This is a genomic window from Mesorhizobium sp. P2_A8 (genome assembly GCF_056404935.1).
On sequence record NZ_JBFUDB010000006.1, the window covers coordinates 376,103 to 399,422 of the forward strand.

23 protein-coding genes are annotated in these 23,320 nt (G+C 62.1%); 20 read left to right on the forward strand and 3 right to left on the reverse strand.

All coding sequences use genetic code 11. The annotated features are described in order from the left end of the window. Positions 1-15: 15 nt before the first annotated feature. Both AC1D10_RS19945 and AC1D10_RS19950 read right to left on the reverse strand, forming a co-directional pair. Positions 16-738 carry a DUF6348 family protein gene (locus AC1D10_RS19945; protein WP_477274828.1) on the reverse strand — a complete coding sequence of 241 codons (723 nt, stop codon included), beginning with the start codon at positions 736-738 and terminating at the stop codon, positions 16-18. Between the two features lie 22 nt (positions 739-760). Beyond that, positions 761-2,002, reverse strand: a complete 1,242-nt coding sequence (locus AC1D10_RS19950; RefSeq protein ID WP_477274830.1) for a winged helix-turn-helix domain-containing protein — start codon at positions 2,000-2,002, stop codon at positions 761-763. A gap of 332 nt (positions 2,003-2,334) precedes the next feature. Here AC1D10_RS19950 and AC1D10_RS19955 point away from each other — a divergent pair, with 332 nt between their 5' ends. From AC1D10_RS19955 to AC1D10_RS20040, 18 genes are all read left to right on the forward strand, one after another. Further along, positions 2,335-2,700: an NADH-quinone oxidoreductase subunit A gene (locus AC1D10_RS19955; RefSeq protein ID WP_477274832.1), complete on the forward strand. Its 366-nt coding sequence runs from the start codon at positions 2,335-2,337 to the stop codon at positions 2,698-2,700. Further along, on the forward strand, positions 2,691-3,272 hold the full coding sequence (locus AC1D10_RS19960) for a NuoB/complex I 20 kDa subunit family protein (protein ID WP_379096282.1): 582 nt from the start codon (positions 2,691-2,693) through the stop codon (positions 3,270-3,272). The genes AC1D10_RS19955 and AC1D10_RS19960 overlap by 10 nt, the downstream gene beginning before the upstream one ends. A 5-nt stretch (positions 3,273-3,277) precedes the next feature. Then, positions 3,278-3,817, forward strand: coding sequence for a hypothetical protein (locus tag AC1D10_RS19965; RefSeq protein ID WP_477274834.1), 540 nt, complete (start codon positions 3,278-3,280; stop codon positions 3,815-3,817). Continuing rightward, positions 3,814-4,419 (forward strand): NADH-quinone oxidoreductase subunit C, encoded by a 606-nt coding sequence (locus AC1D10_RS19970; RefSeq protein ID WP_477274836.1) that lies wholly within the window; start codon positions 3,814-3,816, stop codon positions 4,417-4,419. Before AC1D10_RS19965 ends, AC1D10_RS19970 begins: the two co-directional genes overlap by 4 nt. A gap of 9 nt (positions 4,420-4,428) precedes the next feature. Further along, positions 4,429-5,619 (forward strand): NADH-quinone oxidoreductase subunit D, encoded by a 1,191-nt coding sequence (locus AC1D10_RS19975; RefSeq protein WP_477274838.1) that lies wholly within the window; start codon positions 4,429-4,431, stop codon positions 5,617-5,619. Beyond that, complete coding sequence (locus AC1D10_RS19980; RefSeq protein ID WP_477274840.1) at positions 5,620-6,927, forward strand: NADH-quinone oxidoreductase subunit E; 1,308 nt, start codon at positions 5,620-5,622, stop codon at positions 6,925-6,927. A gap of 10 nt (positions 6,928-6,937) precedes the next feature. After that, positions 6,938-8,242: an NADH-quinone oxidoreductase subunit NuoF gene (nuoF, locus tag AC1D10_RS19985; protein ID WP_477274842.1), complete on the forward strand. Its 1,305-nt coding sequence runs from the start codon at positions 6,938-6,940 to the stop codon at positions 8,240-8,242. Between the two features lie 101 nt (positions 8,243-8,343). Then, entirely contained in the window at positions 8,344-9,039 is a 696-nt protein-coding gene (locus tag AC1D10_RS19990; RefSeq protein ID WP_477274844.1) for an NADH-ubiquinone dehydrogenase, read from the forward strand. Positions 9,040-9,112: 73 nt separating this feature from the next. Next, complete coding sequence (nuoG, locus tag AC1D10_RS19995; RefSeq protein WP_477274846.1) at positions 9,113-11,194, forward strand: NADH-quinone oxidoreductase subunit NuoG; 2,082 nt, start codon at positions 9,113-9,115, stop codon at positions 11,192-11,194. A gap of 2 nt (positions 11,195-11,196) precedes the next feature. Then, complete coding sequence (nuoH, locus tag AC1D10_RS20000) at positions 11,197-12,240, forward strand: NADH-quinone oxidoreductase subunit NuoH (RefSeq protein ID WP_095087231.1); 1,044 nt, start codon at positions 11,197-11,199, stop codon at positions 12,238-12,240. Beyond that, positions 12,240-12,731, forward strand: a complete 492-nt coding sequence (gene nuoI / locus AC1D10_RS20005; RefSeq protein ID WP_477274848.1) for an NADH-quinone oxidoreductase subunit NuoI — start codon at positions 12,240-12,242, stop codon at positions 12,729-12,731. The genes nuoH and nuoI overlap by 1 nt, the downstream gene beginning before the upstream one ends. A gap of 127 nt (positions 12,732-12,858) precedes the next feature. After that, positions 12,859-13,479, forward strand: a complete 621-nt coding sequence (locus AC1D10_RS20010) for an NADH-quinone oxidoreductase subunit J (RefSeq protein WP_477274850.1) — start codon at positions 12,859-12,861, stop codon at positions 13,477-13,479. 1 nt (position 13,480) lies between these two features. Further along, positions 13,481-13,789 carry an NADH-quinone oxidoreductase subunit NuoK gene (gene nuoK, locus AC1D10_RS20015; protein ID WP_019858930.1) on the forward strand — a complete coding sequence of 103 codons (309 nt, stop codon included), beginning with the start codon at positions 13,481-13,483 and terminating at the stop codon, positions 13,787-13,789. Positions 13,790-13,799: 10 nt separating this feature from the next. Further along, positions 13,800-15,773 (forward strand): NADH-quinone oxidoreductase subunit L, encoded by a 1,974-nt coding sequence (gene nuoL, locus AC1D10_RS20020; RefSeq protein WP_477274852.1) that lies wholly within the window; start codon positions 13,800-13,802, stop codon positions 15,771-15,773. Continuing rightward, entirely contained in the window at positions 15,773-17,278 is a 1,506-nt protein-coding gene (locus tag AC1D10_RS20025; RefSeq protein ID WP_477274854.1) for an NADH-quinone oxidoreductase subunit M, read from the forward strand. Before nuoL ends, AC1D10_RS20025 begins: the two co-directional genes overlap by 1 nt. A gap of 18 nt (positions 17,279-17,296) precedes the next feature. Beyond that, a complete protein-coding gene (gene nuoN, locus AC1D10_RS20030; RefSeq protein WP_477274856.1) occupies positions 17,297-18,733 on the forward strand; it encodes an NADH-quinone oxidoreductase subunit NuoN in 1,437 nt (478 codons plus the stop codon). Positions 18,734-18,738: 5 nt separating this feature from the next. Continuing rightward, positions 18,739-19,560: a biotin--[acetyl-CoA-carboxylase] ligase gene (locus AC1D10_RS20035; RefSeq protein ID WP_477274858.1), complete on the forward strand. Its 822-nt coding sequence runs from the start codon at positions 18,739-18,741 to the stop codon at positions 19,558-19,560. Between the two features lie 34 nt (positions 19,561-19,594). Then, the gene (locus AC1D10_RS20040) at positions 19,595-21,265 is read left to right on the forward strand and encodes a ribonuclease J (protein ID WP_477274860.1); all 1,671 of its coding nucleotides are present in this window, start codon (positions 19,595-19,597) and stop codon (positions 21,263-21,265) included. Positions 21,266-21,281: 16 nt separating this feature from the next. On the opposite strand, the gene AC1D10_RS20045 is transcribed toward AC1D10_RS20040, so the two are convergent. After that, the gene (locus AC1D10_RS20045) at positions 21,282-22,145 is read right to left on the reverse strand and encodes an MBL fold metallo-hydrolase (protein WP_477274862.1); all 864 of its coding nucleotides are present in this window, start codon (positions 22,143-22,145) and stop codon (positions 21,282-21,284) included. 188 nt (positions 22,146-22,333) lie between these two features. On the opposite strand from AC1D10_RS20045, the gene mce reads away from it, so the two are divergent. Further along, positions 22,334-22,738, forward strand: coding sequence for a methylmalonyl-CoA epimerase (mce, locus tag AC1D10_RS20050; protein ID WP_477274864.1), 405 nt, complete (start codon positions 22,334-22,336; stop codon positions 22,736-22,738). Beyond that, positions 22,735-23,019, forward strand: a complete 285-nt coding sequence (locus AC1D10_RS20055) for a DUF1467 family protein (RefSeq protein WP_477274866.1) — start codon at positions 22,735-22,737, stop codon at positions 23,017-23,019. Before mce ends, AC1D10_RS20055 begins: the two co-directional genes overlap by 4 nt. The last annotated feature ends 301 nt before the right edge of the window (positions 23,020-23,320 follow it).

Here is a 23,320-nt window from a genome sequence, read left to right on the forward strand (position 1 = left end):
CGCCAACCGCTGTGCTCAGAGCCGCAGGATTTTCTTACCCAGCTGCGCCCAACGGCTCAGCGTAACCGGTCTGTCTTCCGGTAACGCAAGGATGACCTGGCGCAGTGCCTGGTATCCATCGCCGTGGTGCCAATCCTGAGCAACGAGAAGCTCCTGGCCTTCCAGCCATGTTTCATTGTCCAGGAGAACTTCCTTGCCCATAAGTTCTCCGCCGTAGCTCGCCACGAAAATCCGGACGAAATGACTGCCGGGAGGAACACTAGCCGTGAACAGTTTTTCCAGCTGGGCATAGAATGCCGGATATGTCCGGTTAAGCGTACATTCCACCGCAGCCTGGTTGATGACAGGTCCGCCGTACACCTTCCAACTGGCATCATTGCGCTGCCAGAACTCGATTTCGGCTTGCATGTTCTCGCAAACATGGCCCGCAAGGCCCTCGATCAGAACGTGAAATACACCGATCAGGAACTTTCCGAACGCCTGGCCTATCGCTTGTTGTCGTGTGTCGCCCATTCCAACGAATGATTCGATGACTTGCTGAGTGTCCAGCAACGGCGAGAAGACGTAGATTTCGAGGACAAGCCTGTGAGACGTGTCTCCTTGCTCCCTGTCGAAAATCTCGGCCTCAAAGCGCAGGTCCTCCAGTTCAAGCCTGACATCGTGCTGCCCGCGGATGGCGCTGATACCATGCGCAATCAACGCTTCGTGAATCAGGTCGAGAACCTCTTGCGATGCCATTGCCAAACCTCGACCGACAAATCTACTCAAACGTCTGCGGCCGACGGCTGATGTCAAGAGCGCCCTTTGTTGTTGACTGATTCAGCAGCGCCAGGCCCAAATCGCCGGCCGGCGTCACTTCGATGCGCTCCAGGCCGAGCCACCCCTGCATCTGCTTCAGTTCCTCGAAGAGCTCGGCGGCGGTTTCTGGCGGCGCGCCGGGTTCGGCATAGGCGGCATGGACGCGCAGGACACTGGCGGGACGGTCGGCCTTGAGATCGACGCGCGCCACGATGCGGTCGCCGAGCAGGAACGGCAGCACGTAATAGCCGTATTGTCGCTTTTCGGCGGGGGTGTAGATCTCGATGCGGTAGCGGAAATTGAACAGGTTTTCGGTGCGCGTCCGCTCGAAGACGACCGGGTCGAAGGGCGCCAGCAAGGCACGAGCCTCGATCCGGCGTGGCAAACGGGCGTCCTTATGGAGGTAAGCCGGCTTGTCCCAACCTTCGACGCGCATGGGCAAAAGTTCGCCGGTCTCGACCAGTTCCTCGAGGCGGCCCTTCATATCGGCTGGAGAAAGGCGGAAATAGTCCCGCAGATCGCCTGATGTCGCGATGCCATGGGCGCGGGCTGAGATGCGCAGCAATTCACGATGCGCATCTTCTGGGGCAGGTGTGGGCAGAGCCAGAATCGCCTGCGGCAGCACGCGCTCCGGCAGATCGTAAAACCGTTCGAAACCGCGGCGGTGCGCGGTGGTGATGCGGCCGGCCCAGAACAGCCATTCGAAGGCATGCTTGGCATGGCTCCAGCCCCACCAGCCGCCCGAGCCTTTCTGGCCTTCCAGCGCCGAGGCGGCGATCGGACCCTGGTCGACGACGTGGCGATAGATCTCTTCGACATAGGCGGCGTGTTCACGGCCCCACTTGGCCAGCCCGCCATACATCTCGTCGCCGCGCTCGGCCCGCTGCATGCGCCAGCGCATCAGCGGGTATGTCTCGACCGGGAGATAAGAGGCTTCGTGGGCCCAGTATTCGAACACCGTGCGCTTGCGCGTCACGGCGGCGTTGTCGAGCAAAGCGAGCGGGTAGGGGCCGAGGCGCGAATAGAGCGGCATATAGTGAGCCCGCACCACGGCGCTGACGGAATCGATCTGCAAGAGGCCGGTGCGGGCGAGCACGCGGGCGAAGTGACGGCGGTCAGGCGTGCCGGTGGGGCGGGTGTCATTGAACCCCTGAGCCGCTAGCGCGATGCGGCGAGCCATGGCGAGCGAGATTTTTTCCTTCATGGGAGACGGGACTCTGATGATTTTCGAGCAAAAGGAGCCAGTGATTCCGCGTCATGCTAGCAGGGTTTTGGCGGGATCCATGTCAGGAGAGAAAAGTGGAGTAAAAAGTGAAGGAAATCAAACAGGAGCGGAACGGACCAGTTTCTCCCGATGTGCCGTCCAGCACCGTCTTTTGAACAAGGTTTGACTTGCTTCGCCGAAAGCGCTGCGCTAACCCTCGCCGCGTTGCAGCATAGGCACTTAAAACGGTTCAGCGGTTAAACTGTCACGCTTCCGCATTAGGGTTCGTTGCTGTAATCAGAGTGGATTGGCCGCCAACGGAAAGCTGCTGCATGACCGCACTTTTGAGTTCGTATCTGCCCATCGTCCTGTTCATCGGCGTGGCGCTGGTCGTCGGCCTGGCGTTGCTTGTGGCGCCGTTCCTGGTGGCCTACCGCAACCCCGACCCGGAAAAGCTTTCCGCCTACGAGTGCGGTTTCAACTCGTTCGACGACGCCCGCATGAAGTTCGACATCCGTTTCTACCTGGTGTCGATCCTGTTCATCATCTTCGATCTGGAAGTGGCCTTCCTGTTTCCGTGGGCTGTATCGTTCTCGAAGATCGGCATGCTCGGCTTCTGGTCGATGATGGTCTTCTTGGCGGTGCTGACCATCGGCTTTGCCTATGAATGGAAAAAAGGAGCGCTGGAATGGGATTGAACGACAGTTCCGGAACGCTCGTCGCGCCGAAGCCCAAGGGCCTGATCGATCCCAACACCGGCAGGCCGGTCGGGGCGGATGATCCTTTCTTCCTCGAGATCAACAACGAACTGGCGGACAAGGGCTTTCTCGTCACCTCGACGGAAGCGCTGATCACCTGGGCGCGCAGCGGTTCGTTGATGTTCATGACGTTCGGTCTCGCCTGCTGCGCGGTCGAGATGATCCACACCTCGATGCCGCGCTACGACTCGGAGCGGTTCGGTGTTGCGCCGCGCGCGTCTCCGCGCCAGTCCGACATCATGATCGTCGCCGGCACGCTGACCAACAAGATGGCGCCTGCGCTGCGCAAGGTCTACGACCAGATGCCGGAGCCGCGCTACGTCATCTCGATGGGCTCCTGCGCCAATGGCGGCGGCTACTACCACTATTCCTATTCGGTGGTGCGCGGCTGCGACCGCGTCGTGCCGGTCGACATCTATGTGCCCGGCTGTCCGCCGAGCGCCGAAGCGCTGCTTTACGGCATTCTTCTCCTACAGAAGAAGATCCGCCGCACCGGCACGATCGAGCGGTAATCACTATGGATGAAGCCAAGATTATCTACGGCAACCCTGAGCCTTGGCTGGGTTTGACGTTCAAGGCGTTAGAGCAGCGATTTGAGGAAACCGACTCTGGTTCGAGGTTTTATTCTTCCACGCTTTCAGCAGACTCAAAATTTGGCAATGCCGGTGTCGGTATCGACATCATGTTGAATGATTGGGAGGCCGAGCCGACGAGCGATCCACAAATAGTCTTTTATCATGGCGACGTGAGGCTGCGTTCGCTTGGAGATCGAACCAAGAACCTGATTTCTGAAATGTCGGCCAGGTTTTGCTCTGCGTCGTCAGGCCGGGGGGCAGTCACCGAAAAGTTGTTCGTCGAGTGCGTTGCCCTAAATGGTGACCCCGCAAATCTGCAAACCCGGCAGTTTGTCGGAAAGTTGTTTTTTGACGAACCGGGTGGTGACGATGAATGTCAAATTTTTTTGACCATTGACGCGGTTAAAGAGAGCGGTTGGTTTGGTGAAAAAGACGTGGAAGACTCGCGCAAGGTCCTAGGCTGGTTGGCGAGATTGTCATGACCGCATCCCTGAGCGAACTGTCGACCTATCTCGGCGAGAAGCTGAACGGCCGCGTGAATGACTCGGCGATCGCCTATGGCGAACTCACCGTCCATGTCGAGCCGCGCGATCTGGTCGAAGTGATGACCTTCCTGCGCGACGATGCGCGCTGCCAGTTCATCTCGATCATCGACGTCTGCGGTGCCGACTATCCGTCGCGGGCCAAGCGCTTCGACGTCGTCTATCACCTGTTGTCGCCGAAACAGAACGTGCGCATCCGCGTCAAGGTGCAGGCCGACGAAGAGACGATGGTGCCGTCGATCACCGGCGTCTATCCCGGTGCCGACTGGTTCGAGCGCGAGACCTATGATCTCTATGGCGTGCTGTTCTCCGGCCACCCGGATCTGCGCCGCCTGTTGACCGATTACGGTTTCGAAGGCCATCCGCTGCGCAAGGATTTCCCGCTGACCGGCTTCGTCGAGGTGCGCTACGACGACGAGGCCAAGCGTGTCATCTACGAGCCGGTCGAGCTCAAGCAGGAATTCCGCAATTTCGATTTTCTCTCGCCATGGGAAGGGACGGATTACGTCCTGCCGGGCGATGAAAAAGCCAAGACGAATTGAGGCGCCAGAATGGCTGAGACCTCCGTCCGCAATTTCAACATCAACTTTGGGCCTCAACACCCTGCAGCGCATGGTGTTTTGAGGTTGGTTCTCGAACTCGACGGCGAGGTTGTCGATCGCGTCGATCCGCATATCGGCCTGCTGCACCGCGGCACGGAAAAGCTGATCGAGGCCAAGACCTACCTGCAAGCCATCCCTTATCTCGACCGGCTCGATTATTGCGCGCCGATGAACCAGGAGCATGCCTTCGCACTGGCCGCCGAGCGCCTGCTCGGCATCGATGTGCCGAAGCGTGGCCAGCTGATCCGCGTGCTCTACTGCGAGATCGGGCGCATCATGTCGCACATCCTCAATGTGACGACGCAGGCGATGGATGTCGGCGCGCTGACGCCGCCGCTGTGGGGCTTCGTCGAGCGCGAAAAGCTCATGGTGTTCTATGAGCGCGCTTCCGGCTCGCGCATGCACGCGGCCTATTTCCGCCCTGGCGGCGTGCATCAGGATCTGCCGCAGAAGCTGGTCGAGGATATCGGCAAGTGGATCGATCCGTTCCTGAAGTCGATCGACGACCTCGATCAGTTGCTCACCGGCAATCGCATCTTCAAGCAGCGCAATGTCGACATCGGCACGGTCTCGCTGGCCGATGCCTGGGCCTGGGGCTTTTCGGGCGTGATGGTACGCGGCTCGGGCGCGCCCTGGGACCTGCGCAAGTCACAGCCCTATGAATGCTATTCGGAAATGGATTTCGACATTCCGATCGGCAAGAACGGCGACTGTTTCGATCGCTATCTGGTGCGCATGGAAGAAATGCGCCAGTCGGCGAAGATCATGCGCCAGTGCGTCGACCTTTTGCTCGGCAAGGAGAGCGCCGGCCCGGTGTCAAACCTCGACGGCAAGGTGGTGCCGCCGAAGCGTCAGGCAATGAAGCGCTCGATGGAAGCGCTGATCCATCACTTCAAGCTCTACACCGAGGGCTACCGTGTGCCGGCCGGCGAAGTCTATGCGGCGGTCGAAGCGCCGAAGGGCGAGTTCGGCGTCTATCTCGTCTCCGACGGCTCCAACAAACCCTACCGCTGCAAGCTGCGCGCGCCCGGTTTCGCGCATCTGCAGGCCATGGATTTCCTCTGCCGCGGCCACATGCTGGCCGACGTCACCGCCGTTCTCGGCTCCCTCGACATCGTGTTTGGTGAGGTCGATCGCTAAATGTCAGTTCGCCGTCTCGCAGAAGCCAGCGTCCAGCCAGCATCCTTCGCCTTCAACAGGGCGAACGCGGCCGCGGCGAAGCAATGGATCAAGAAATACCCCAAGGGCCGTGAACAGTCGGCGATCATTCCCTTGCTGATGATAGCTCAGGAGCAGGAGGGCTGGGTCACCAAGGCGGCGATCGAGACGATTTCCGACATGCTCGGCATGCCCCGTATCCGCGGGCTCGAGGTCGCCACCTTCTACACGCAATACCAGCTGAGCCCGGTCGGTACCCGCGCCCACATCCAGGTCTGCGGCACCACGCCCTGCATGCTGCGCGGCTCGGAAGCGCTGATGGATGTATGCCGCTCGAAGATCCATCACGACCAGTTCCACACCAATGCCAAGGGTACCTTGTCGTGGGAGGAGGTCGAATGCCTCGGCGCCTGCGTCAACGCGCCGATGGTGATGATCTTCAAGGACACGTTCGAGGATTTGACGCCGGAGCGGCTTGGCGAAATCATCGACCTCTTTGAGGCCGGCAAGGGCGCCTCGGTGACACCCGGGCCACAGGATGGCCGCACGGGGTCGGAGCCGATCACCGGGCTGACGACGCTAACCAGTGAAAAGGCCATTCTCAAGAGCACGCGCGACAAGGAAGCCAGGGCGGCGACCAAGGCCGCCCAGAATGCGGCGCCGGCTGCTGCGGCAGCCGCAACCGCGCCAGTCGCTCCGGCGACGCAGGCACCGGCCGCCCCTGTCGCGCCGTCCAATGCCGGCAAGCCGAAGACCGATGCGCCGGAAACCAGCCCGGCGTTGAAGACGCCTTCGGCCACCAAGGTCGCGCCGGCGGCGGAAAAGGCGGCGAGCGTCTCGGCGCCGTTGCATTCCGCGGCCAACGCCAACACAGCAGCACCGGAAGTCGAAAAAGTTTCCAAGCAGCGCAATGGTCCGAAGGCCAAGGCAGAGCCGGCAGCCGCCTTCAAGGCGCCGGAAGTCAAGGCGCCAGCCGCGAAGGCTGCCAAGCCGGACAAACCGTCGCTCGAGGACAAGAACCGTCCGGCCGGCATCGACAGGCCGGCGCTGGTCGACGACCTCAAGCTGATCTCCGGCGTTGGCCCCAAGATCGAGGGCGTCCTGCATTCGCTGGGCATCTTCACCTTTGCGCAGGTTGCGTCCTGGAAGAAGGCTGAGCGCGATTGGGTGGACGGTTATCTCGCTTTCCACGGCCGCATCGATCGCGACGACTGGGTCAAGCAGGCCAAGGCGCTCGCCAAGGGTGGCGTCGCCGAATACATCCGCGTCTTCGGCAAGAAGCCGGTCTGAGGGACGAAAAATGCTTCAGGACAAAGACCGCATCTTCAACAACATCTACGGCCTCTTCGACAAGTCGCTGGCCGGCGCGATGGCGCGTGGTGCCTGGGACAACACGCCCGGCATCATCGCCAAGGGACGCGAGTGGATCGTCAACGAAATGAAGGCCTCGGGCCTGCGCGGCCGCGGTGGCGCCGGCTTCCCGACGGGCCTGAAATGGTCGTTCATGCCCAAGCAGAGCGACGGACGTCCGAGCTATCTCGTCGTCAATGCCGACGAATCCGAACCTGGCACCTGCAAGGATCGCGACATCCTGCGTAATGACCCGCACACGCTGGTCGAGGGCTCACTGCTCGCCGGCTTCGCCATGGGTGCGGTTGCCGCCTACATCTACGTTCGCGGCGAGTTCATCCGCGAACGCGAGGCGCTGCAGCGCGCCATCGACGAGGCCTACGAAGCCAAGCTGATCGGCAAGAACAACACGTCCGGTTATGACTTCGACATCTACATGCACCACGGCGCCGGCGCCTATATCTGCGGCGAGGAGACGGCGCTGCTCGAAAGCCTCGAGGGCAAGAAGGGCCAGCCGCGGCTGAAGCCGCCATTCCCCGCCAATGTCGGCCTCTATGGCTGCCCGACCACGGTCAACAATGTCGAATCGATCGCCGTCGCGCCGACCATCCTGCGCCGCGGCGCCGCCTGGTTCTCGTCCTTCGGCCGGCCCAACAATGTCGGCACCAAGCTGTTTTGCATATCCGGCCACGTCAACAACCCGTGCACGGTCGAAGAGGCGATGTCGATCCCGTTCCGCGAGCTGATCGAGACGCATTGCGGCGGCATTCGCGGCGGCTGGGACAATCTCTTGGCGGTCATTCCGGGAGGCGCTTCGGTGCCACTGGTGCCGGCCGAACAGATCATCGACACGCCGATGGATTTCGACGCGTTGCGCGACCTCAAATCCGGTCTCGGCACGGCGGCTGTCATCGTCATGGACAAGTCGACCGACGTCGTGAAGGCGATCGCCCGGCTTTCCTACTTCTACAAGCACGAGAGCTGCGGCCAGTGCACGCCGTGCCGCGAAGGCACCGGCTGGATGTGGCGGGTGATGGAGCGGCTGGTGCGCGGCGAAGCGCAGAAGCGCGAGATCGACATGCTGCTCGACGTCACCAAGCAGGTCGAGGGCCACACGATCTGCGCATTGGGCGACGCGGCGGCATGGCCGATCCAGGGCCTGATGCGGCATTTCCGCGGCGAGGTGGAACGGCGCATCGACGAGTTTTCGCGCAATGCGCACCGGGCCGAGCCGGTGATGGTGGCGGCGGAATAGAGACTTTGTGACTGCGGGCGAAGCCCGAAGCGAAATACGGGCAAGTGCCCGATTTGAGACAACCGGGGCGGGGCGAACGAACAAACGACCAGGAGATATCTATGGCGCCGTATTCGACACCCTACTCATTGATGCCCAATTTGGACCAGCTCGAGAAGATGAACCAGGACCTGACCAGGATGATGCCGAAGGAGATGGCGAGTGCCGTCAACCTTCTCGCGCACCCCGTGGCCGGTGCGGCAGCGATGTCGGCGCTTGGCATCGGGCTCGTCAACCACGCCTTCGGCGTCTGGCTGGGCGCGCTTTCGGGGGCTACCGAGGCCTCGCAACGGCTGCTGCAGCCGATCGTCGATGATTTCGAGGCGCGCAGCGAGCGCTTTTCGGAAACGGAAAAGAACGCTTCCAAAGCCCGCGCGGCGACCAAGACCCTGATCGCCGAAGCGCAATCCTTCGCGCAGGATGTGACCGACATGGCTGCCAGGGAAGCCGCCGACACCGTGCCGGTGGTCGATGCGGGCCCGATAGCGGGCGCGGCTCCGGCCATGGTGATGCCGGAGGATTTCAGGCAGCCAAAGGCCATGGACAAGCCCGCGAATCCTTCCGACCTCAAGGCGATATCGGGCGTCGGCCCGAAGCTGGAGAGGGTTCTCAATGGCCTGGGCATCTGGACATATGCCCAGATCGCGGCATGGACGCCGGAAGAGGTTGCCTGGGTCGAAGACTATTTGTCGCTCACCGGCCGCATCGGCCGTGACGATTGGACTGCCCAGGCTGCGGCACTCGCCGTCGGGAAATGAATGAAATGCCGGCTGCGGTTTCGACCGCGCCCGGGACAAGAGATTGCGGGAAATCCGCAGGGGTTTGAGGCGAATGGCAAAGCTCAAGGTCGACGGGAAAGAGATCACTGTACCCGACCACTACACGCTGCTGCAGGCGGCGGAAGACGCTGGCGCGGAAGTGCCGCGCTTCTGCTTCCACGAGCGGCTGTCGATCGCCGGCAACTGCCGCATGTGCCTGATCGAGGTGAAGGGCGGACCGCCCAAGCCGCAGGCCTCCTGCGCCATGGGCGTGCGTGACCTGCGTCCCGGCCCGAACGGCGAGCCGCCGGAAATCTTCACCAACACGCCGATGGTCAAGAAAGCCCGCGAGGGCGTGATGGAATTCCTGCTGATCAACCATCCACTGGATTGCCCGATCTGCGACCAGGGCGGCGAATGCGACCTGCAGGACCAGGCGATGGCCTTCGGCGTCGATTCCTCGCGCTATCACGAGAACAAGCGCGCGGTCGAAGACAAGTATATCGGACCGCTGGTCAAGACAGTGATGAACCGCTGCATTCATTGCACGCGGTGCGTCCGCTTCACCACGGAAGTCGCCGGCATTTCCGAGCTTGGCCTGATCGGGCGTGGCGAAGACGCCGAGATCACCACCTATCTCGAACAGGCGATGACCTCGGAGCTGCAGGGCAATGTCATCGACCTTTGCCCGGTCGGCGCGTTGACCTCCAAGCCGTTCGCCTTCCAGGCGAGGCCGTGGGAGCTGACCAAGACCGAATCCATCGACGTTATGGACGCCGTGGGCTCGGCGATCCGCGTCGATAGCCGCGGCCGCGAAGTGATGCGCATCCTGCCGCGCGTCAACGAGCAGGTGAACGAGGAGTGGATCTCCGACAAGACCCGCTTCATCTGGGACGGCCTGCGCACGCAGCGCCTCGACCGCCCCTATGTGCGCAAGGACGGCAAGCTGGTTCCCGCGAGCTGGGCCGAGGCTTTTGCCGCGATCAAGGACGCTGTGTCGAAGGCGGCACCCGAGAAGATCGGCGCCATTTCAGGCGATCTCGCCGCGGTCGAGGAAATCTACGCGCTGAAGCTGTTGATGGCTTCGCTCGGCTCGAAGAACACCGACTGCCGTCAGGACGGTGCCGCACTCGATCCGGCGCTCGGCCGGGCGGGCTATATCTTCAATCCGACCATCGAGGGCATCGAGCAGGCCGACGCGGTGCTGATCATCGGCGCCAACCCGCGCTATGAAGCCTCGGTGCTCAACGCCCGCATCCGCAAGCGCTGGCGGATCGGCAATCTGCCGGTTGGCGTCATCGGCGATGTCGGCGACACGCGCTACGACTATGAACAGCTGGGCGTCGGACCGGACTCGCTGAAGGATCTGGCCGACGGCAACGGCAAGTTCTTCCAGACGCTGAAAAAGGCGACGCATCCACTGATCATTGTCGGCCAAGGCGCACTGGCGCGCGCCGATGGCGCGGCCGTGCTCGGCCAGGCAGCAAAGCTCGCCGCCGCCGTCAATGCCGCTAGGGCGGACTGGAACGGCTTTGCCGTGCTGCACAATGCGGCCGGCCGCGTCGGCGGCCTCGATCTCGGTTTCGTGCCGGGCGAGGGCGGCAAGAACGTCGCCGGCATGCTGGGCGAGATGGAGCTGCTGTTCCTGCTCGGCGCCGACGAGATCGACATGGGCAAGACCGGCGGCGCATTCGTCGTCTATATCGGCACGCATGGCGATCACGGCGCGCATCGCGCCAACGTCATCCTGCCGGCGGCAGCCTACACCGAAAAATCGGCCACTTATGTCAACACGGAAGGGCGCGTGCAGCAGACCAATCGCGCCGGCTTCGCGCCCGGCGATGCGCGCGAAGACTGGGCGATCCTGCGGGCGCTGTCGGATGTGCTGGGCAAGAAGCTGCCGTTCGATTCGCTGCCGCAGCTGCGTGCGAAGCTCTATGGCGAATACCCGCATCTGGCCCGCATCGATCAGGTCGCGGCCGGCAATGCCGAAGACATCGCCAAGGTGGCGAAGCTCGGCGGGCGGCTGAACAAGGGCACCTTCACCTCGCCGGTCAAGGATTTCTACCTGACCAACCCGATCGCGCGGGCATCGGCCGTGATGGCGGAATGCTCGGCGCTGGCCAAGAGCGGCTTCAAGCAGGCGGCGGAATAAGCATGGACACTTTCTTCTCCTTCTACGTGCTGCCGGCGCTGCTGATCCTTCTCAAGTCGGTCGTGCTGATCGTCGTGCTTTTGATCTTCGTCGCCTACATCCTCTACGCCGACCGCAAGATCTGGGCGGCGGTTCAGCTGCGCCGCGGTCCGAACGTCGTCGGCCCCTGGGGCACGCTGCAGGCCTTCGCCGATCTGTTGAAGTTCGTCTTCAAGGAACCGGTGATCCCGTCAGGCGCCAACAAGGGCGTGTTCCTTTTGGCGCCGCTGGTCTCGGCTGTGCTGGCGATCTCGGCCTGGGCGGTCATTCCGGTCAACCAGGGCTGGGCGATCGCCAACGTCAATGTCGGCATCCTCTATGTCTTCGCCATCTCCTCGCTCGAGGTCTACGGCGTGATCATGGGCGGCTGGGCGTCCAACTCGAAATATCCGTTCCTCGGCGCGCTGCGCTCGGCCGCGCAGATGGTGTCCTACGAAGTCTCGATCGGCTTCGTCATCGTCACCGTGCTTTTGTGCGCCGGTTCGCTCAACCTGTCCGACATCGTCTTGTCGCAGCAGGATGGGCTGGGTACGAAGCTCGGCCTGCCCAATACCTTCCTCGACTGGCACTGGCTGTCGCTGTTCCCGATGTTCGTCATCTTCTTCATCTCGGCGCTGGCCGAGACCAACCGCCCGCCCTTCGACCTGGTGGAAGCCGAATCGGAACTGGTCGCCGGTCACATGGTCGAATATTCATCGACGCCGTTCCTGCTGTTCTTCCTCGGTGAATATGTCGCCATCGTGCTGATGTGCGCGCTGGCCACCATCCTGTTCCTCGGCGGCTGGCTGCCGCCCTTCGACTTTGCGCCGTTCACCTGGGTGCCTGGCGTTATCTGGTTCGTGCTGAAAGTCTGCTTCGTGTTCTTCGGCATCTCCATGGTGAAGGCCTTCGTGCCGCGCTACCGCTACGACCAGCTGATGCGGCTCGGCTGGAAGGTGTTCCTTCCGATCTCGCTGTTCATGGTGGTCGCCACCGCCGCCTTCCTCAAGATCACGGGGTTTGCGTGATGTCCGTTTTGTCCCAAGCCGCAAAATCGCTGCTGCTGCAGGATTTCGTCAGCGCCTTCTTCCTGTCGATGCGCCAGTTCTTCGCGCCGAAGGAAACGATCAACTATCCGCACGAGAAGGGTCCGACCAGCCCGCGCTTCCGTGGCGAGCATGCGCTGCGCCGCTATCCCAATGGCGAGGAACGCTGCATCGCCTGCAAGCTGTGCGAGGCGATCTGCCCGGCGCAGGCCATCACCATCGAGGCCGGCCCGCGCCGCAATGACGGCACCCGCCGTACGGTGCGTTACGACATCGACATGGTGAAGTGCATCTATTGCGGCTTCTGCCAGGAAGCCTGCCCGGTCGACGCTATCGTCGAGGGGCCGAATTTCGAGTTCGCGACTGAGACGCGTGAGGAACTCTACTATGACAAGGACAAGCTCTTGGCGAATGGCGACCGATGGGAGCGCGAACTGGCGCGCAACATCTCGCTGGACTCACCGTACCGCTGATATTTGACGCATGGACGGGGCGAGGGGCCTCGTCTAAGGACAACGCGGCTTGGGAACCGGAGGCGGTACCAAGTCACAGAAGCGGACATGGCGAGAGCCGGTCCGGACAGGAACCCGGGGGAACCCCATGCTGAGTGGACTAGAGGCGGCCTTTTTCTACCTCTTCGCCTTTGTCGCGGTGGCGTCGGCGTTCATGGTCATTTCGTCGCGCAACCCCGTGCATTCGGTGCTGTTCCTGATCCTGACCTTCTTCAACGCCGCTGGCCTGTTCATGCTGACGGGCGCCGAGTTCCTGGCGATGATCCTGCTCGTCGTCTATGTCGGCGCGGTCATGGTGCTGTTCCTGTTCGTCGTCATGATGCTCGACGTCGACTTCGCCGAGATGAAGGAAGGCGCGCTGCAATATGCACCGATCGGCGCGCTGGTCGGGCTGATCCTGGCGGCTGAGCTGATCGTCGTGCTCGGTGGCTATACATTCGCGCCGCAGTTGGCCTCGACGGTGTCGAAACCGATCCCGGATCTCGCCACGCGGACCAACACGGCCGCACTCGGCGACATCCTCTACACCGACTACCTCTACTACTTCCAGATTTCGGGCCTCGTGCTGCTGGTCGCCATGATCGGCGCGATCGTGCTGACGCTGCGCCACAAGGAGGGGGTGAAGCGGCAGTCGATATCAGCCCAGGTCGGCCGCACCGCGGCGACCGGCATGGAAATCCGCAAGGTGAAGTCGGGCGAAGGAGTCTGAGATGGTCGTCGGCATCGCACATTATCTGACCGTATCGGCGATCCTGTTCACGCTGGGCGTGTTCGGCATCTTTTTGAACCGCAAGAACGTCATCGTCATCCTGATGTCGGTCGAACTCATCCTGCTTGCGGTCAACATCAATTTCGTCGCTTTCTCCGCCGCACTCGGCGACCTCGTCGGCCAGGTGTTCGCGCTGTTCGTGCTGACGGTCGCGGCGGCCGAGGCTGCCATCGGACTTGCCATTCTCGTCGTCTTCTTCCGCAACCGCGGCTCGATCGCGGTCGAAGACGTGAACATGATGAAGGGTTGACGGAACCACCATGTATCAGGCCATCGTCTTCCTTCCCCTGCTCGGCTTCCTGATCGTCGGCCTGTTCGGCACGTCGCTTGGCGCCAAGGCATCCGAATACATCACCTCAGGTTTCCTGGTGATCGCCGCGGTGCTGTCGTGGGTCGCCTTCTTCACCGTCGGCTTCGGCCATGGCGAGGTGTTCACCGTGCCGGTGCTGCGCTGGATCCAGTCGGGTGGATTGGAGGCGCCCTGGGCGCTGCGCATCGACACGCTGACGGTGGTGATGCTGGTGGTGGTCAACACGGTGTCGGCGCTGGTCCACGTCTATTCGATCGGCTACATGCACCACGATCCGAACCGGCCGCGCTTCTTCGCCTATCTCTCGCTGTTCACCTTCGCCATGCTGATGCTGGTGACGGCCGACAATCTGGTGCAGATGTTCTTCGGCTGGGAAGGGGTGGGCCTCGCCTCCTACCTGCTGATCGGATTCTGGTACAAGAAGCCGTCGGCCAACGCCGCCGCCATCAAGGCCTTCGTCGTCAACCGCGTCGGCGATTTCGGCTTCGCGCTCGGCATTTTCGGCGTCTTCGTGCTGTTCGGCTCCGTCAATCTCGGCACCATCTTCGCCAATGCGGCGACTTTCATTCCGGCTGAAGGCGCGCCGCAAGGTGCTGCCGTGCTGACCTTCCTCGGTTATGCACTGGACAAGCAGTCGGCCATGACGATCGTCTGCCTGCTCCTGTTCATGGGCGCCATGGGTAAGTCGGCGCAGGTGCCGCTGCACACCTGGCTGCCAGACGCCATGGAAGGCCCGACGCCGGTCTCGGCACTGATCCATGCCGCCACCATGGTGACCGCCGGCGTGTTCATGCTGGCGCGGCTGTCGCCGCTGTTCGAACTGTCGCATTCGGCGCTGACGGTCGTCACCTTCATCGGCGCCTTCACCGCCTTCTTCGCCGCGACCGTCGGTCTCGTCCAGAACGACATCAAGCGCGTCATCGCCTATTCGACCTGTTCGCAGCTCGGCTACATGTTCGTCGCGCTCGGCGTCGGCGCCTACGGTGCCGCGATCTTCCACCTGTTCACGCATGCTTTCTTCAAGGCGCTGCTGTTCCTCGGCTCGGGCTCGGTCATTCATGCCGTCTCCGACGAGCAGGACATGCGCAAGATGGGCGGCCTGAGGTCGCTGATCCCGTCCACCTACTGGATGATGGTGATCGGCACGCTGGCGCTGACCGGCGTCGGCATCCCGGTGACGGTCATCGGCACCGCCGGTTTCTTCTCCAAGGATGCCATCATCGAGAGCGCCTTTGCCAGCCACAATTCAGTCGCCGGCCTCGCCTTCGTGCTCCTGGTCATCGCCGCCTGTTTCACCTCCTTCTATTCCTGGCGGCTGATCTTCATGACCTTTCACGGCAAGCCACGGGCGAGCCATGAGGTGATGCACCACGTCCATGAATCGCCGCCAGTGATGCTGGTGCCGCTGTTCGTCCTGGCCGCCGGCGCGCTGTTTGCCGGCATCATCTTCCACGGCGCCTTCATCGGCGAGGGCTATGCCGAATTCTGGAAGGCGTCGCTGTTCACGCTACCGGACAACCACATCCTGCACGAGATCCACGAACTGCCGCTGTGGGTCGAGCTGTCGCCCTTCATCGCCATGCTGATCGGCTTCGCGCTGGCCTGGAAGTTCTACATCCGCTCGCCGGACATGCCGGTCAATCTGGCCGCCCATCATCGCGGGCTGTACGCCTTCCTGCTCAATAAGTGGTACTTCGACGAGCTTTACGACTTCCTGTTCGTGCGGCCCGCCAAGCGCCTCGGCCATTTCCTGTGGAAGACCGGCGACGGCACCATCATCGATGGCCTCGGCCCGGACGGTGTCTCGGCGCGAGTCGTCGATGTCACCAACCGCGTCGTCAAGCTGCAGACCGGCTACCTCTACCATTATGCCTTCGCCATGCTGATTGGCGTTGCCGCACTCGTCACCTGGATGATGCTCTGATGACCGCCTGGCCAATTCTCTCGCTGGTCACCTTCCTGCCACTGGTTGGTGTGCTGCTCATCCTGTTCATCAACGATGACAGTGAAAACGCGCGCCGAAACATCCGCGCCATCGCGCTGTTGACGACGACGTTCACGTTCATCATCTCGCTGTTCATCTGGACCGGCTTCGACAACTCGCAAGCCGGTTTCCAGTTTGTCGAGAAGGTTGCCTGGCTCGACTCCGGCATCTCCTACCATATGGGTGTCGACGGCATCTCGATGCTGTTCGTCATCCTGACGACCTTCCTGATGCCGCTTTGCATCCTGGCGTCGTGGGAAGCGATCGAGAAGCGCGTCAAGGCCTACATGATCGCCTTCCTGCTGCTCGAGACGCTGATGATCGGCGTGTTCTGCGCGCTGGATATCGTGCTGTTCTACGTCTTCTTCGAGGCTGGTCTGATCCCGATGTTCATCATCATCGGCGTCTGGGGCGGCAAGCGGCGCGTCTACGCCTCGTTCAAGTTCTTCCTCTATACGCTGGCCGGCTCGGTGCTGATGCTGCTCGCCATCATGGCGATGTTCTATCAGTCCGGCACGACAGACATTCCGACGCTTCTGACGCACAATTTCCCGGCCAACATGCAGACCTGGCTATGGCTCGCCTTCTTCGCCTCCTTCGCGGTGAAGATGCCGATGTGGCCGGTGCACACCTGGCTGCCCGACGCGCACGTCGAAGCGCCGACGGCAGGCTCGGTGATCCTGGCCGCAATCCTGCTTAAGATGGGTGGGTACGGCTTCCTGCGCTTCTCGCTGCCGATGTTCCCGCTGGCGTCGGAAATGTTCGCGCCGCTGGTGTTCACACTGTCGGTCGTCGCGATCATCTACACCTCGCTGGTGGCGCTGATGCAGGAGGACATGAAGAAGCTGATCGCCTATTCGTCGGTCGCCCATATGGGCTTCGTCACCATGGGCATCTTCGCCATGAACCAAGAAGGCGTGCAGGGCGCCATCTTCCAGATGCTCAGCCACGGCCTCGTATCCGGCGCGCTGTTCCTGTGTGTCGGCGTCATCTATGATCGCATGCACACGCGTGAGATCGCCGCCTATGGCGGCCTGGTCAACAACATGCCGAAATACGCCACGGTGTTCCTGATCTTCACCATGGCCAATGTCGGCCTGCCCGGCACCAGCGGTTTCGTCGGCGAGTTCCTGACCATGCTTGGCGTGTTCCGCGTCAACACCTGGGTGGCGTTCTTCGCTGCCACCGGCGTCATCCTGTCGGCGGCCTACGCGCTCTGGCTCTATCGTCGGGTGATCTTCGGCGCGCTGACCAAGGACAGCCTGAAGGGCCTGCTGGATCTGTCGCCGCGTGAGAAGGTGATCATCTACCCGCTGGTCGTGCTGGTCATCTTCTTCGGCGTCTATCCCGCGCCCGTCTTCGACGCGACGGCCGAATCGGTCAAGTCGCTCGTCACCAATGTCACTGCATCCATCGGCGCCGCGCAAACCGCGGCGGCGAACTGACCAGGGGTTTTGCGAACCATGACGCCGGACCTTCTCTCCAGCCTGTCGCTTTCGACGCCAGAGCTGATCCTTGCCATCGGTGCCCTGGCGCTGCTGATGGTTGGCGCCTATTCGCGTGCCAACACCGCCAACACCGTAACCGGCCTTGCCGTTGCCGTGCTGGTGATTGCTGGCGCCTGGCTGATCTTCCATACCGGACAGGGCAGCGCCTATGGCAACGCCTTCATCCAGGACTCCTTCGCCCGCTTCATGAAGGTGTTGGCGCTGACCGGCTCGGCGGTGACGCTGGTGATGTCGATGCGATTTGCCAAGGCGGAGCATTTCGACAAGTTCGAATATCCGGTGCTGGTGCTGCTCAGCACGCTCGGCATGATGCTGATGATCTCGGCCAACAGCATGATCGGGCTCTATCTCGGCCTTGAACTGCAATCCCTGGCGATCTATGTGCTGTGCGCGATCAACCGCGACAATCTGCGTTCGACCGAAGCCGGCCTCAAATATTTCGTCCTCGGCGCGCTGTCGTCGGGCATGCTGCTCTATGGCATCAGTCTGGTCTACGGTTACACCGGCAACACCGGCTTCCAGGAGATCGCTTCGGCGCTGGGCAGCGGCGAGCGCCAGCTCGGCCTGGTTTTCGGCCTCGTCTTCGTGCTGGCCGGCCTTGCCTTCAAGATCTCGGCGGTGCCGTTCCATATGTGGACGCCCGACGTCTACGAGGGCGCGCCGACGCCGGTGACGGCCTTCCTGGCGGCTGCACCCAAGATGGCGGCGATGGCGCTGATGGTGCGTGTCACCATGGGCGCGTTCAAGCCGATCGCCTCCGACTGGCAGCAGATCATCGTCTTCATCTCGATCGCCTCGATGGCGCTCGGCGCCTTCGCGGCGATCGGCCAGACCAACATCAAGCGACTGATGGCCTATTCGTCGATCGGCCACATGGGCTATGCGCTGGTCGGCCTTGCCGCCAACAGTCAGGCGGGCGTGCGTGGCGTTGCCATCTACATGCTGATCTATCTGGTGATGACGCTCGGCACCTTCGCCTTCATCCTCGCCATGCGGCGCAAGGAAGGCAATGTCGAACAGATCAGCGATCTGGCCGGCCTGTCGTCGACCAACCCGATCATGGCAACGATCCTGACCATCCTGATGTTCTCGCTGGCCGGCATTCCGCCGCTCGCCGGCTTCTGGGGGAAATGGTATGTCTTCCTCGCCGCCATCAACGCCAACCTCTACGCGCTGGCGATCATCGGCGTTCTGGCCTCGGTGGTGGGCGCCTATTACTATCTGCGCATCATCAAGATCATGTGGTTCGACGAGCCGGTCGGCGGCTTCGTGCCGATGGCGACGGAACTGCGCCTCGTGCTCGGCGTCAGTGGCGCCTTCGTGCTGTTCTATGTGCTGATCGGCGGGCCGATCGGCACCTATGCCGAAGCCGCCGCCAAGACATTCTTCTAGACGGCATGGCATTTCGGCTGGCTCCAACCTCGGCGTCGGAAGGGTTCCGGCTCGAGGCGCATGACAGCGTCGGTTCCACCAATGCGCTGGCGCTGGACCATGCCCGGGCAGGCGACCCGGGCAGACTGTGGGTCGTCTCCAAGAAGCAGGAAAGCGGGCGCGGACGGCGCGGTCGCGTCTGGGCGACGCCCGAGGGCAATCTGGCGGCGACACTGCTTGTCATGACCACTGCCGAGCTTCGCCTTGCCGCAACGCTTGGCTTCGTCGCCGGGCTGGCGCTAGCCGATGCACTCGACGCCGTGGTGCCGAAGGGTCGAATCGCCATCGGCCTCGATGGCGCAAGCGCCGGAAAAAGCCGTTTCGAACTGAAATGGCCGAACGACGTGCTTGCCTCCGACGCCAAGCTGGCCGGCATCCTGCTGGAATCGGCGATCCTGGACGGCGGCCGCTTCGCGGTGGCTGTCGGCATTGGCGTCAATGTTGTGGCTTATCCCGAGGATTTGCCTTATCCGGCAACATCATTGCGCGCACTGGGCGCGACATGCGATGCGGAAACGCTGTTTCTGGCGCTGTCGGATGCCTGGAGCGAGAATGCCCGGTTGTGGGACGAAGGGCGCGGACTTGCCGCCGTCAGGCGACGCTGGCTGGCACGCGCAGCGGGACTTGGCGGCGAGGTTGCTGTCAGAATTGACGGTAATGTGGTGCGTGGGGTGTTTGAAACCATTGACGAGGACTGCCGTTTTGTGATTCGCGACGATGAAGGTTCGGTTTTGACGATTGCCGCCGGCGACGTGCATTTTGGCGCAGTCGCGTCGGCCAGGGTCTAAGGGGCTTGGCCTGAGGGCCAGGAAGGGAAAAATCATGGCGAAAGCGGAAAACGCCGAACTCGTGTTCGTGCCGCTCGGCGGCGTTGGCGAGATCGGCATGAACTTCGCCCTCTACGGCTACGGCCCGCCCAGCGCGCGAGAGTGGATCGTCATCGATGTCGGCGTGACCTTCCCAGATGCCAGTCTGCCCGGGGTCGACCTGGTGTTGCCCGACACGCGCTTCATCGAGGAGAACCTCGCCAATCTGCGCGGCATCATCATCACGCATGCGCATGAAGACCATTACGGTGCGCTGCTCGACACCTGGCCGAAGCTGAAGGCGCCGGTGTGGATGACGCCGTTCAGCGCCGGTCTGCTGGAGGCCAAGCGGCAGGGCGAGCAGGGCGCGCCGAAGATACCGCTGACGATTTACCGGGCGGGCGAGAAATTCACCGTCGGTCCGTTCGAGATCGAGGCTATCCCGGTCGCACACTCGATCCCCGAGCCGATGTCGCTGGCGATCACCTCGCCAGCCGGCACCGTCATCCATACCGGTGACTGGAAGATCGATCCGGAACCGACGATCGGCCCGAAAACCGACGAGCCGCGTTTCCGCGCCTATGGCGACAAGGGCGTCTTGGCGCTGATCTGCGATTCGACCAATGCGCTGCGGGAAGGGGAGTCGCCCTCGGAAGTCGCCGTCGGCGAAGGACTGAAGGGCGTCATCCAGGCTGCCAAGGGCCGCGTCGCCGTCACCACTTTCTCCTCCAATGTCGGCCGCATCGTTTCCATTGCCAAGGCGGCGCGCGATGCAGGCCGCCAGTGCCTGGTGCTTGGCCGCTCGCTGAAGCGGGTCATCGATGTCGCCGATGAACTCGGCTACATGGACGGGCTGCCGGAGTTCATCGCCGAGGAGGATTTTGGCTTCATCCCGCGCGAAAACCTCGTCATCATCTGTACCGGCAGCCAGGGCGAGCCTTTGGCAGCCCTTGCCAAGCTGTCGCGCGAAGAGATGAAGTCGGTGTCGCTGACGGCCGGCGACACGGTGGTGTTTTCCTCGCGCACGATTCCCGGCAATGAGAAGGCGATCCTCGAGATCAAGAACCGCCTGATCGACCTCGGCATCAAGATCATCGAGGATGGCGATGCGCTGGTGCATGTCTCCGGCCACCCACGGCGCAGCGAATTGCGCAAGATGTACGAATGGGTGCGGCCGCAGATCGGCGTTCCCGTGCATGGCGAGGCAGCGCATCTGGTGGCGCAGGGGTCGCTGATGTCGACCTCCGGCATCGGCCAGGTGGCGCAGGTGCGCGACGGCGATATGCTGAGGCTTGCGCCCGGTCCTGCCACCATAATCGACCAGGTACCGTTCGGCCGCATCTACAAGGACGGCAACCTGATCGGGACCGATCAGGCGATGGGCATTCGCGACCGGCGCAAACTGTCCTTTGCCGGCCATGTCGCGGTCAATGTCGTGCTCGACGACAAATATGAGCTAGCCGGGGATCCCGATCTGGTCGCCATCGGCGTCGCCGAAGCCGATGCCGGCGGTGAGACGCTTGAGGATCTGATGATCGATGCGGCGGTCGGCGCGGTGGATTCGATCCCCCGTCAGCGCCGAAAGGATCTCGACCTGGTGCAAGAGGCGGTACGGCGCGCCGTGCGCGGCGCCGCCAACGAAGCCTGGGGCAAGAAACCGCTGGTAACTGTGTTCGTCACGCGGTGAGGGTGGCAGCCGTTCCCTAGACGTTCAACTGGTAGCTGACGGGAAGCCAGCGAACAGAACCGTCCACCGATTCGATGTAGCCCAGACCCGGAAATGGCATGTGATGGCCGGCGACCAGCAGACGTCGCTCTACGGCCATCTTGAGCAGTCGCTTGCGGGTTTCGACGGCTTGGTCCTTGTCGTCATCCAGATCAGCACGCCACTCCGGACGTTGGACGGACACGACATAATGCAGGAAGGCGTCCGACCAGATGAGCAATTGCTGGCCGTCGCTTTCGACGAGAAACGCCAGGAGGCCGGGGGAATGACCGGCCGCGTCGATGGCGGTAATCCCTGGCCCAACCTCATCTCCGGGCGCTATGAATGTCACCTGGTCTGTAAGGCTGCTGCAGATTCGTCTGAATAGATCACGGTTGGCCAACCTGGCCTCGCGCACTGCATTTCCCCCGGTCCAGAAGCTAAATTCCGCCGCGCCGAATACATAGCGTGCCCGCCGAAAAACGGGTTCGCCATTCTTCACGAGCCCTCCGATGTGATCCGGGTGCCCGTGGGTGATAATCACCACATCAATGTCACCCGGTCCGAGCCCAAGGTCCTGCAGGCATTCCAGGAGTGAACTGTCCGCGTCTCCGCATCCGGTGTCGAACAGGATCTTTTCGGAACCGGTGTCGATCAGCGTTGGGATGAAGCAGTGTTCGTAGCGATCCCGGTCGATGAAGTTCGAGACGGCGAGTTCATGCACTGCGGTTGGCGACTGTCCAGGTGCCAGGGCCGACGCAAGGTTGTCGCGAACATCGACGGCATCGAGCAAAGCGGCAACTTTGAAGGAGCCAAGGCTGAATGTGAAAACGCGTGGGCGAGCAGGGTGGGTGTCGAACATTGCCGTTTGTACTTCGCAGTTGTCGATCGGAATAGCCTGGGTCGTGATTTTGAAATCCCTCTGCTCGTTCGAGGGAGTTCGAAGACTGCTCATCAAAGTGCGACAGTGCGCGCCTCGTGAAAGGCTGTTGATATCAGTCGATTTGACGTATGACGCCAGCCATTGGACCCGGGAGGGAAAGCTCGGATATGCTCGGACGCCTGAACCATGTCGCGCTTGCGGTGCCGGACCTGAGTGCTGCCGTTGCCGCTTATGGCAACACGCTCGGTGCCGAAGTGACGGAGCCGCAGGCACTGCCGGAGCACGGCGTCACCGTGGTGTTCGTCAATGTCGGCAACACCAAGATCGAACTTCTGGAGCCGTTGGGCGAGGGCTCGCCGATCGCCGCCTTCCTGGAGAAGAACCCTTCCGGCGGCATGCACCACCTTTGCTATGAGGTCGACGACATCCTGGCCGCGCGCGATCGGCTCAAGGCTGCCGGCGCGCGGGTGCTGGGAGACGGCAACCCGAGGCTAGGCGCGCATGGCAAGCCGGTGCTGTTCCTGCATCCGAAGGATTTCTTCGGTACGCTGATCGAACTGGAGCAATCATGAGCTGGGTTTCGTTCACCGCACTATTCTTCGCCACCTGGTGGATCGTGCTGTTCGTCGTGCTGCCGTTCAGCGTCAGGACACAGGACGACGATCACAATGTCACGCTGGGCACGGTTCCAAGTGCGCCGCGCGGGCCGCATATGCTGCGCGCCGTCCTGCGCACCACCGTCGCCACGGCGGTTCTCATGGGCATTTTCTATGGCCTGACGAAAGGCTTGGGATATAGCCTCGACGAGGTCCCGCACATCATTCCGGAATTCAGCCAGACCCCAACGAAATAGACCGTTTTCAGGCCTGCGCTTCAGCGCATTCGAGTCGACACGATATCGCCTGAGGCCGTGGCGATTCTGGTCTTGCGCCGGCTGACGCAAGGTCAAGTGGTTTGTCAGTTTTTGGTGCTAACCAGATGTTTGCACAAAAAAAATGCAAGGCACAAGGCCTTGCAATTTAAACGCGTCCGATCTGTTTCCGGTTTCCGGCGGCAGCGAGTAACCGCGCCTAGATCGCATCCTCCCAAGACTTTGACCGCGTAGGAGAGCAGATTTTTCTCTACCCTCTCGGTTATCGGGGCACACTAGCCTA

Bases quoted from the DNA above. Each gene is read 5' to 3' on its own strand.
- AC1D10_RS20045 (WP_477274862.1), bottom strand. From the start codon at position 22,145: ATGTTCGACACCCACCCTGCTCGCCCACGCGTTTTCACATTCAGCCTT.
- nuoH (WP_095087231.1), top strand. From the start codon at position 11,197: ATGGACACTTTCTTCTCCTTCTACGTGCTGCCGGCGCTGCTGATCCTT.
- AC1D10_RS20055 (WP_477274866.1), top strand. From the start codon at position 22,735: ATGAGCTGGGTTTCGTTCACCGCACTATTCTTCGCCACCTGGTGGATC.
- AC1D10_RS19980 (WP_477274840.1), top strand. From the start codon at position 5,620: ATGTCAGTTCGCCGTCTCGCAGAAGCCAGCGTCCAGCCAGCATCCTTC.
- AC1D10_RS19950 (WP_477274830.1), bottom strand. From the start codon at position 2,002: ATGAAGGAAAAAATCTCGCTCGCCATGGCTCGCCGCATCGCGCTAGCG.
- AC1D10_RS19975 (WP_477274838.1), top strand. From the start codon at position 4,429: ATGGCTGAGACCTCCGTCCGCAATTTCAACATCAACTTTGGGCCTCAA.
- AC1D10_RS19945 (WP_477274828.1), bottom strand. From the start codon at position 738: ATGGCATCGCAAGAGGTTCTCGACCTGATTCACGAAGCGTTGATTGCG.
- nuoG (WP_477274846.1), top strand. From the start codon at position 9,113: ATGGCAAAGCTCAAGGTCGACGGGAAAGAGATCACTGTACCCGACCAC.
- nuoF (WP_477274842.1), top strand. From the start codon at position 6,938: ATGCTTCAGGACAAAGACCGCATCTTCAACAACATCTACGGCCTCTTC.
- AC1D10_RS20040 (WP_477274860.1), top strand. From the start codon at position 19,595: ATGGCGAAAGCGGAAAACGCCGAACTCGTGTTCGTGCCGCTCGGCGGC.
- nuoN (WP_477274856.1), top strand. From the start codon at position 17,297: ATGACGCCGGACCTTCTCTCCAGCCTGTCGCTTTCGACGCCAGAGCTG.
- AC1D10_RS19970 (WP_477274836.1), top strand. From the start codon at position 3,814: ATGACCGCATCCCTGAGCGAACTGTCGACCTATCTCGGCGAGAAGCTG.
- AC1D10_RS20010 (WP_477274850.1), top strand. From the start codon at position 12,859: ATGCTGAGTGGACTAGAGGCGGCCTTTTTCTACCTCTTCGCCTTTGTC.
- nuoI (WP_477274848.1), top strand. From the start codon at position 12,240: ATGTCCGTTTTGTCCCAAGCCGCAAAATCGCTGCTGCTGCAGGATTTC.
- AC1D10_RS19965 (WP_477274834.1), top strand. From the start codon at position 3,278: ATGGATGAAGCCAAGATTATCTACGGCAACCCTGAGCCTTGGCTGGGT.
- AC1D10_RS20025 (WP_477274854.1), top strand. From the start codon at position 15,773: ATGACCGCCTGGCCAATTCTCTCGCTGGTCACCTTCCTGCCACTGGTT.
- AC1D10_RS19955 (WP_477274832.1), top strand. From the start codon at position 2,335: ATGACCGCACTTTTGAGTTCGTATCTGCCCATCGTCCTGTTCATCGGC.
- nuoK (WP_019858930.1), top strand. From the start codon at position 13,481: ATGGTCGTCGGCATCGCACATTATCTGACCGTATCGGCGATCCTGTTC.
- AC1D10_RS19990 (WP_477274844.1), top strand. From the start codon at position 8,344: ATGGCGCCGTATTCGACACCCTACTCATTGATGCCCAATTTGGACCAG.
- nuoL (WP_477274852.1), top strand. From the start codon at position 13,800: ATGTATCAGGCCATCGTCTTCCTTCCCCTGCTCGGCTTCCTGATCGTC.
- mce (WP_477274864.1), top strand. From the start codon at position 22,334: ATGCTCGGACGCCTGAACCATGTCGCGCTTGCGGTGCCGGACCTGAGT.
- AC1D10_RS19960 (WP_379096282.1), top strand. From the start codon at position 2,691: ATGGGATTGAACGACAGTTCCGGAACGCTCGTCGCGCCGAAGCCCAAG.
- AC1D10_RS20035 (WP_477274858.1), top strand. From the start codon at position 18,739: ATGGCATTTCGGCTGGCTCCAACCTCGGCGTCGGAAGGGTTCCGGCTC.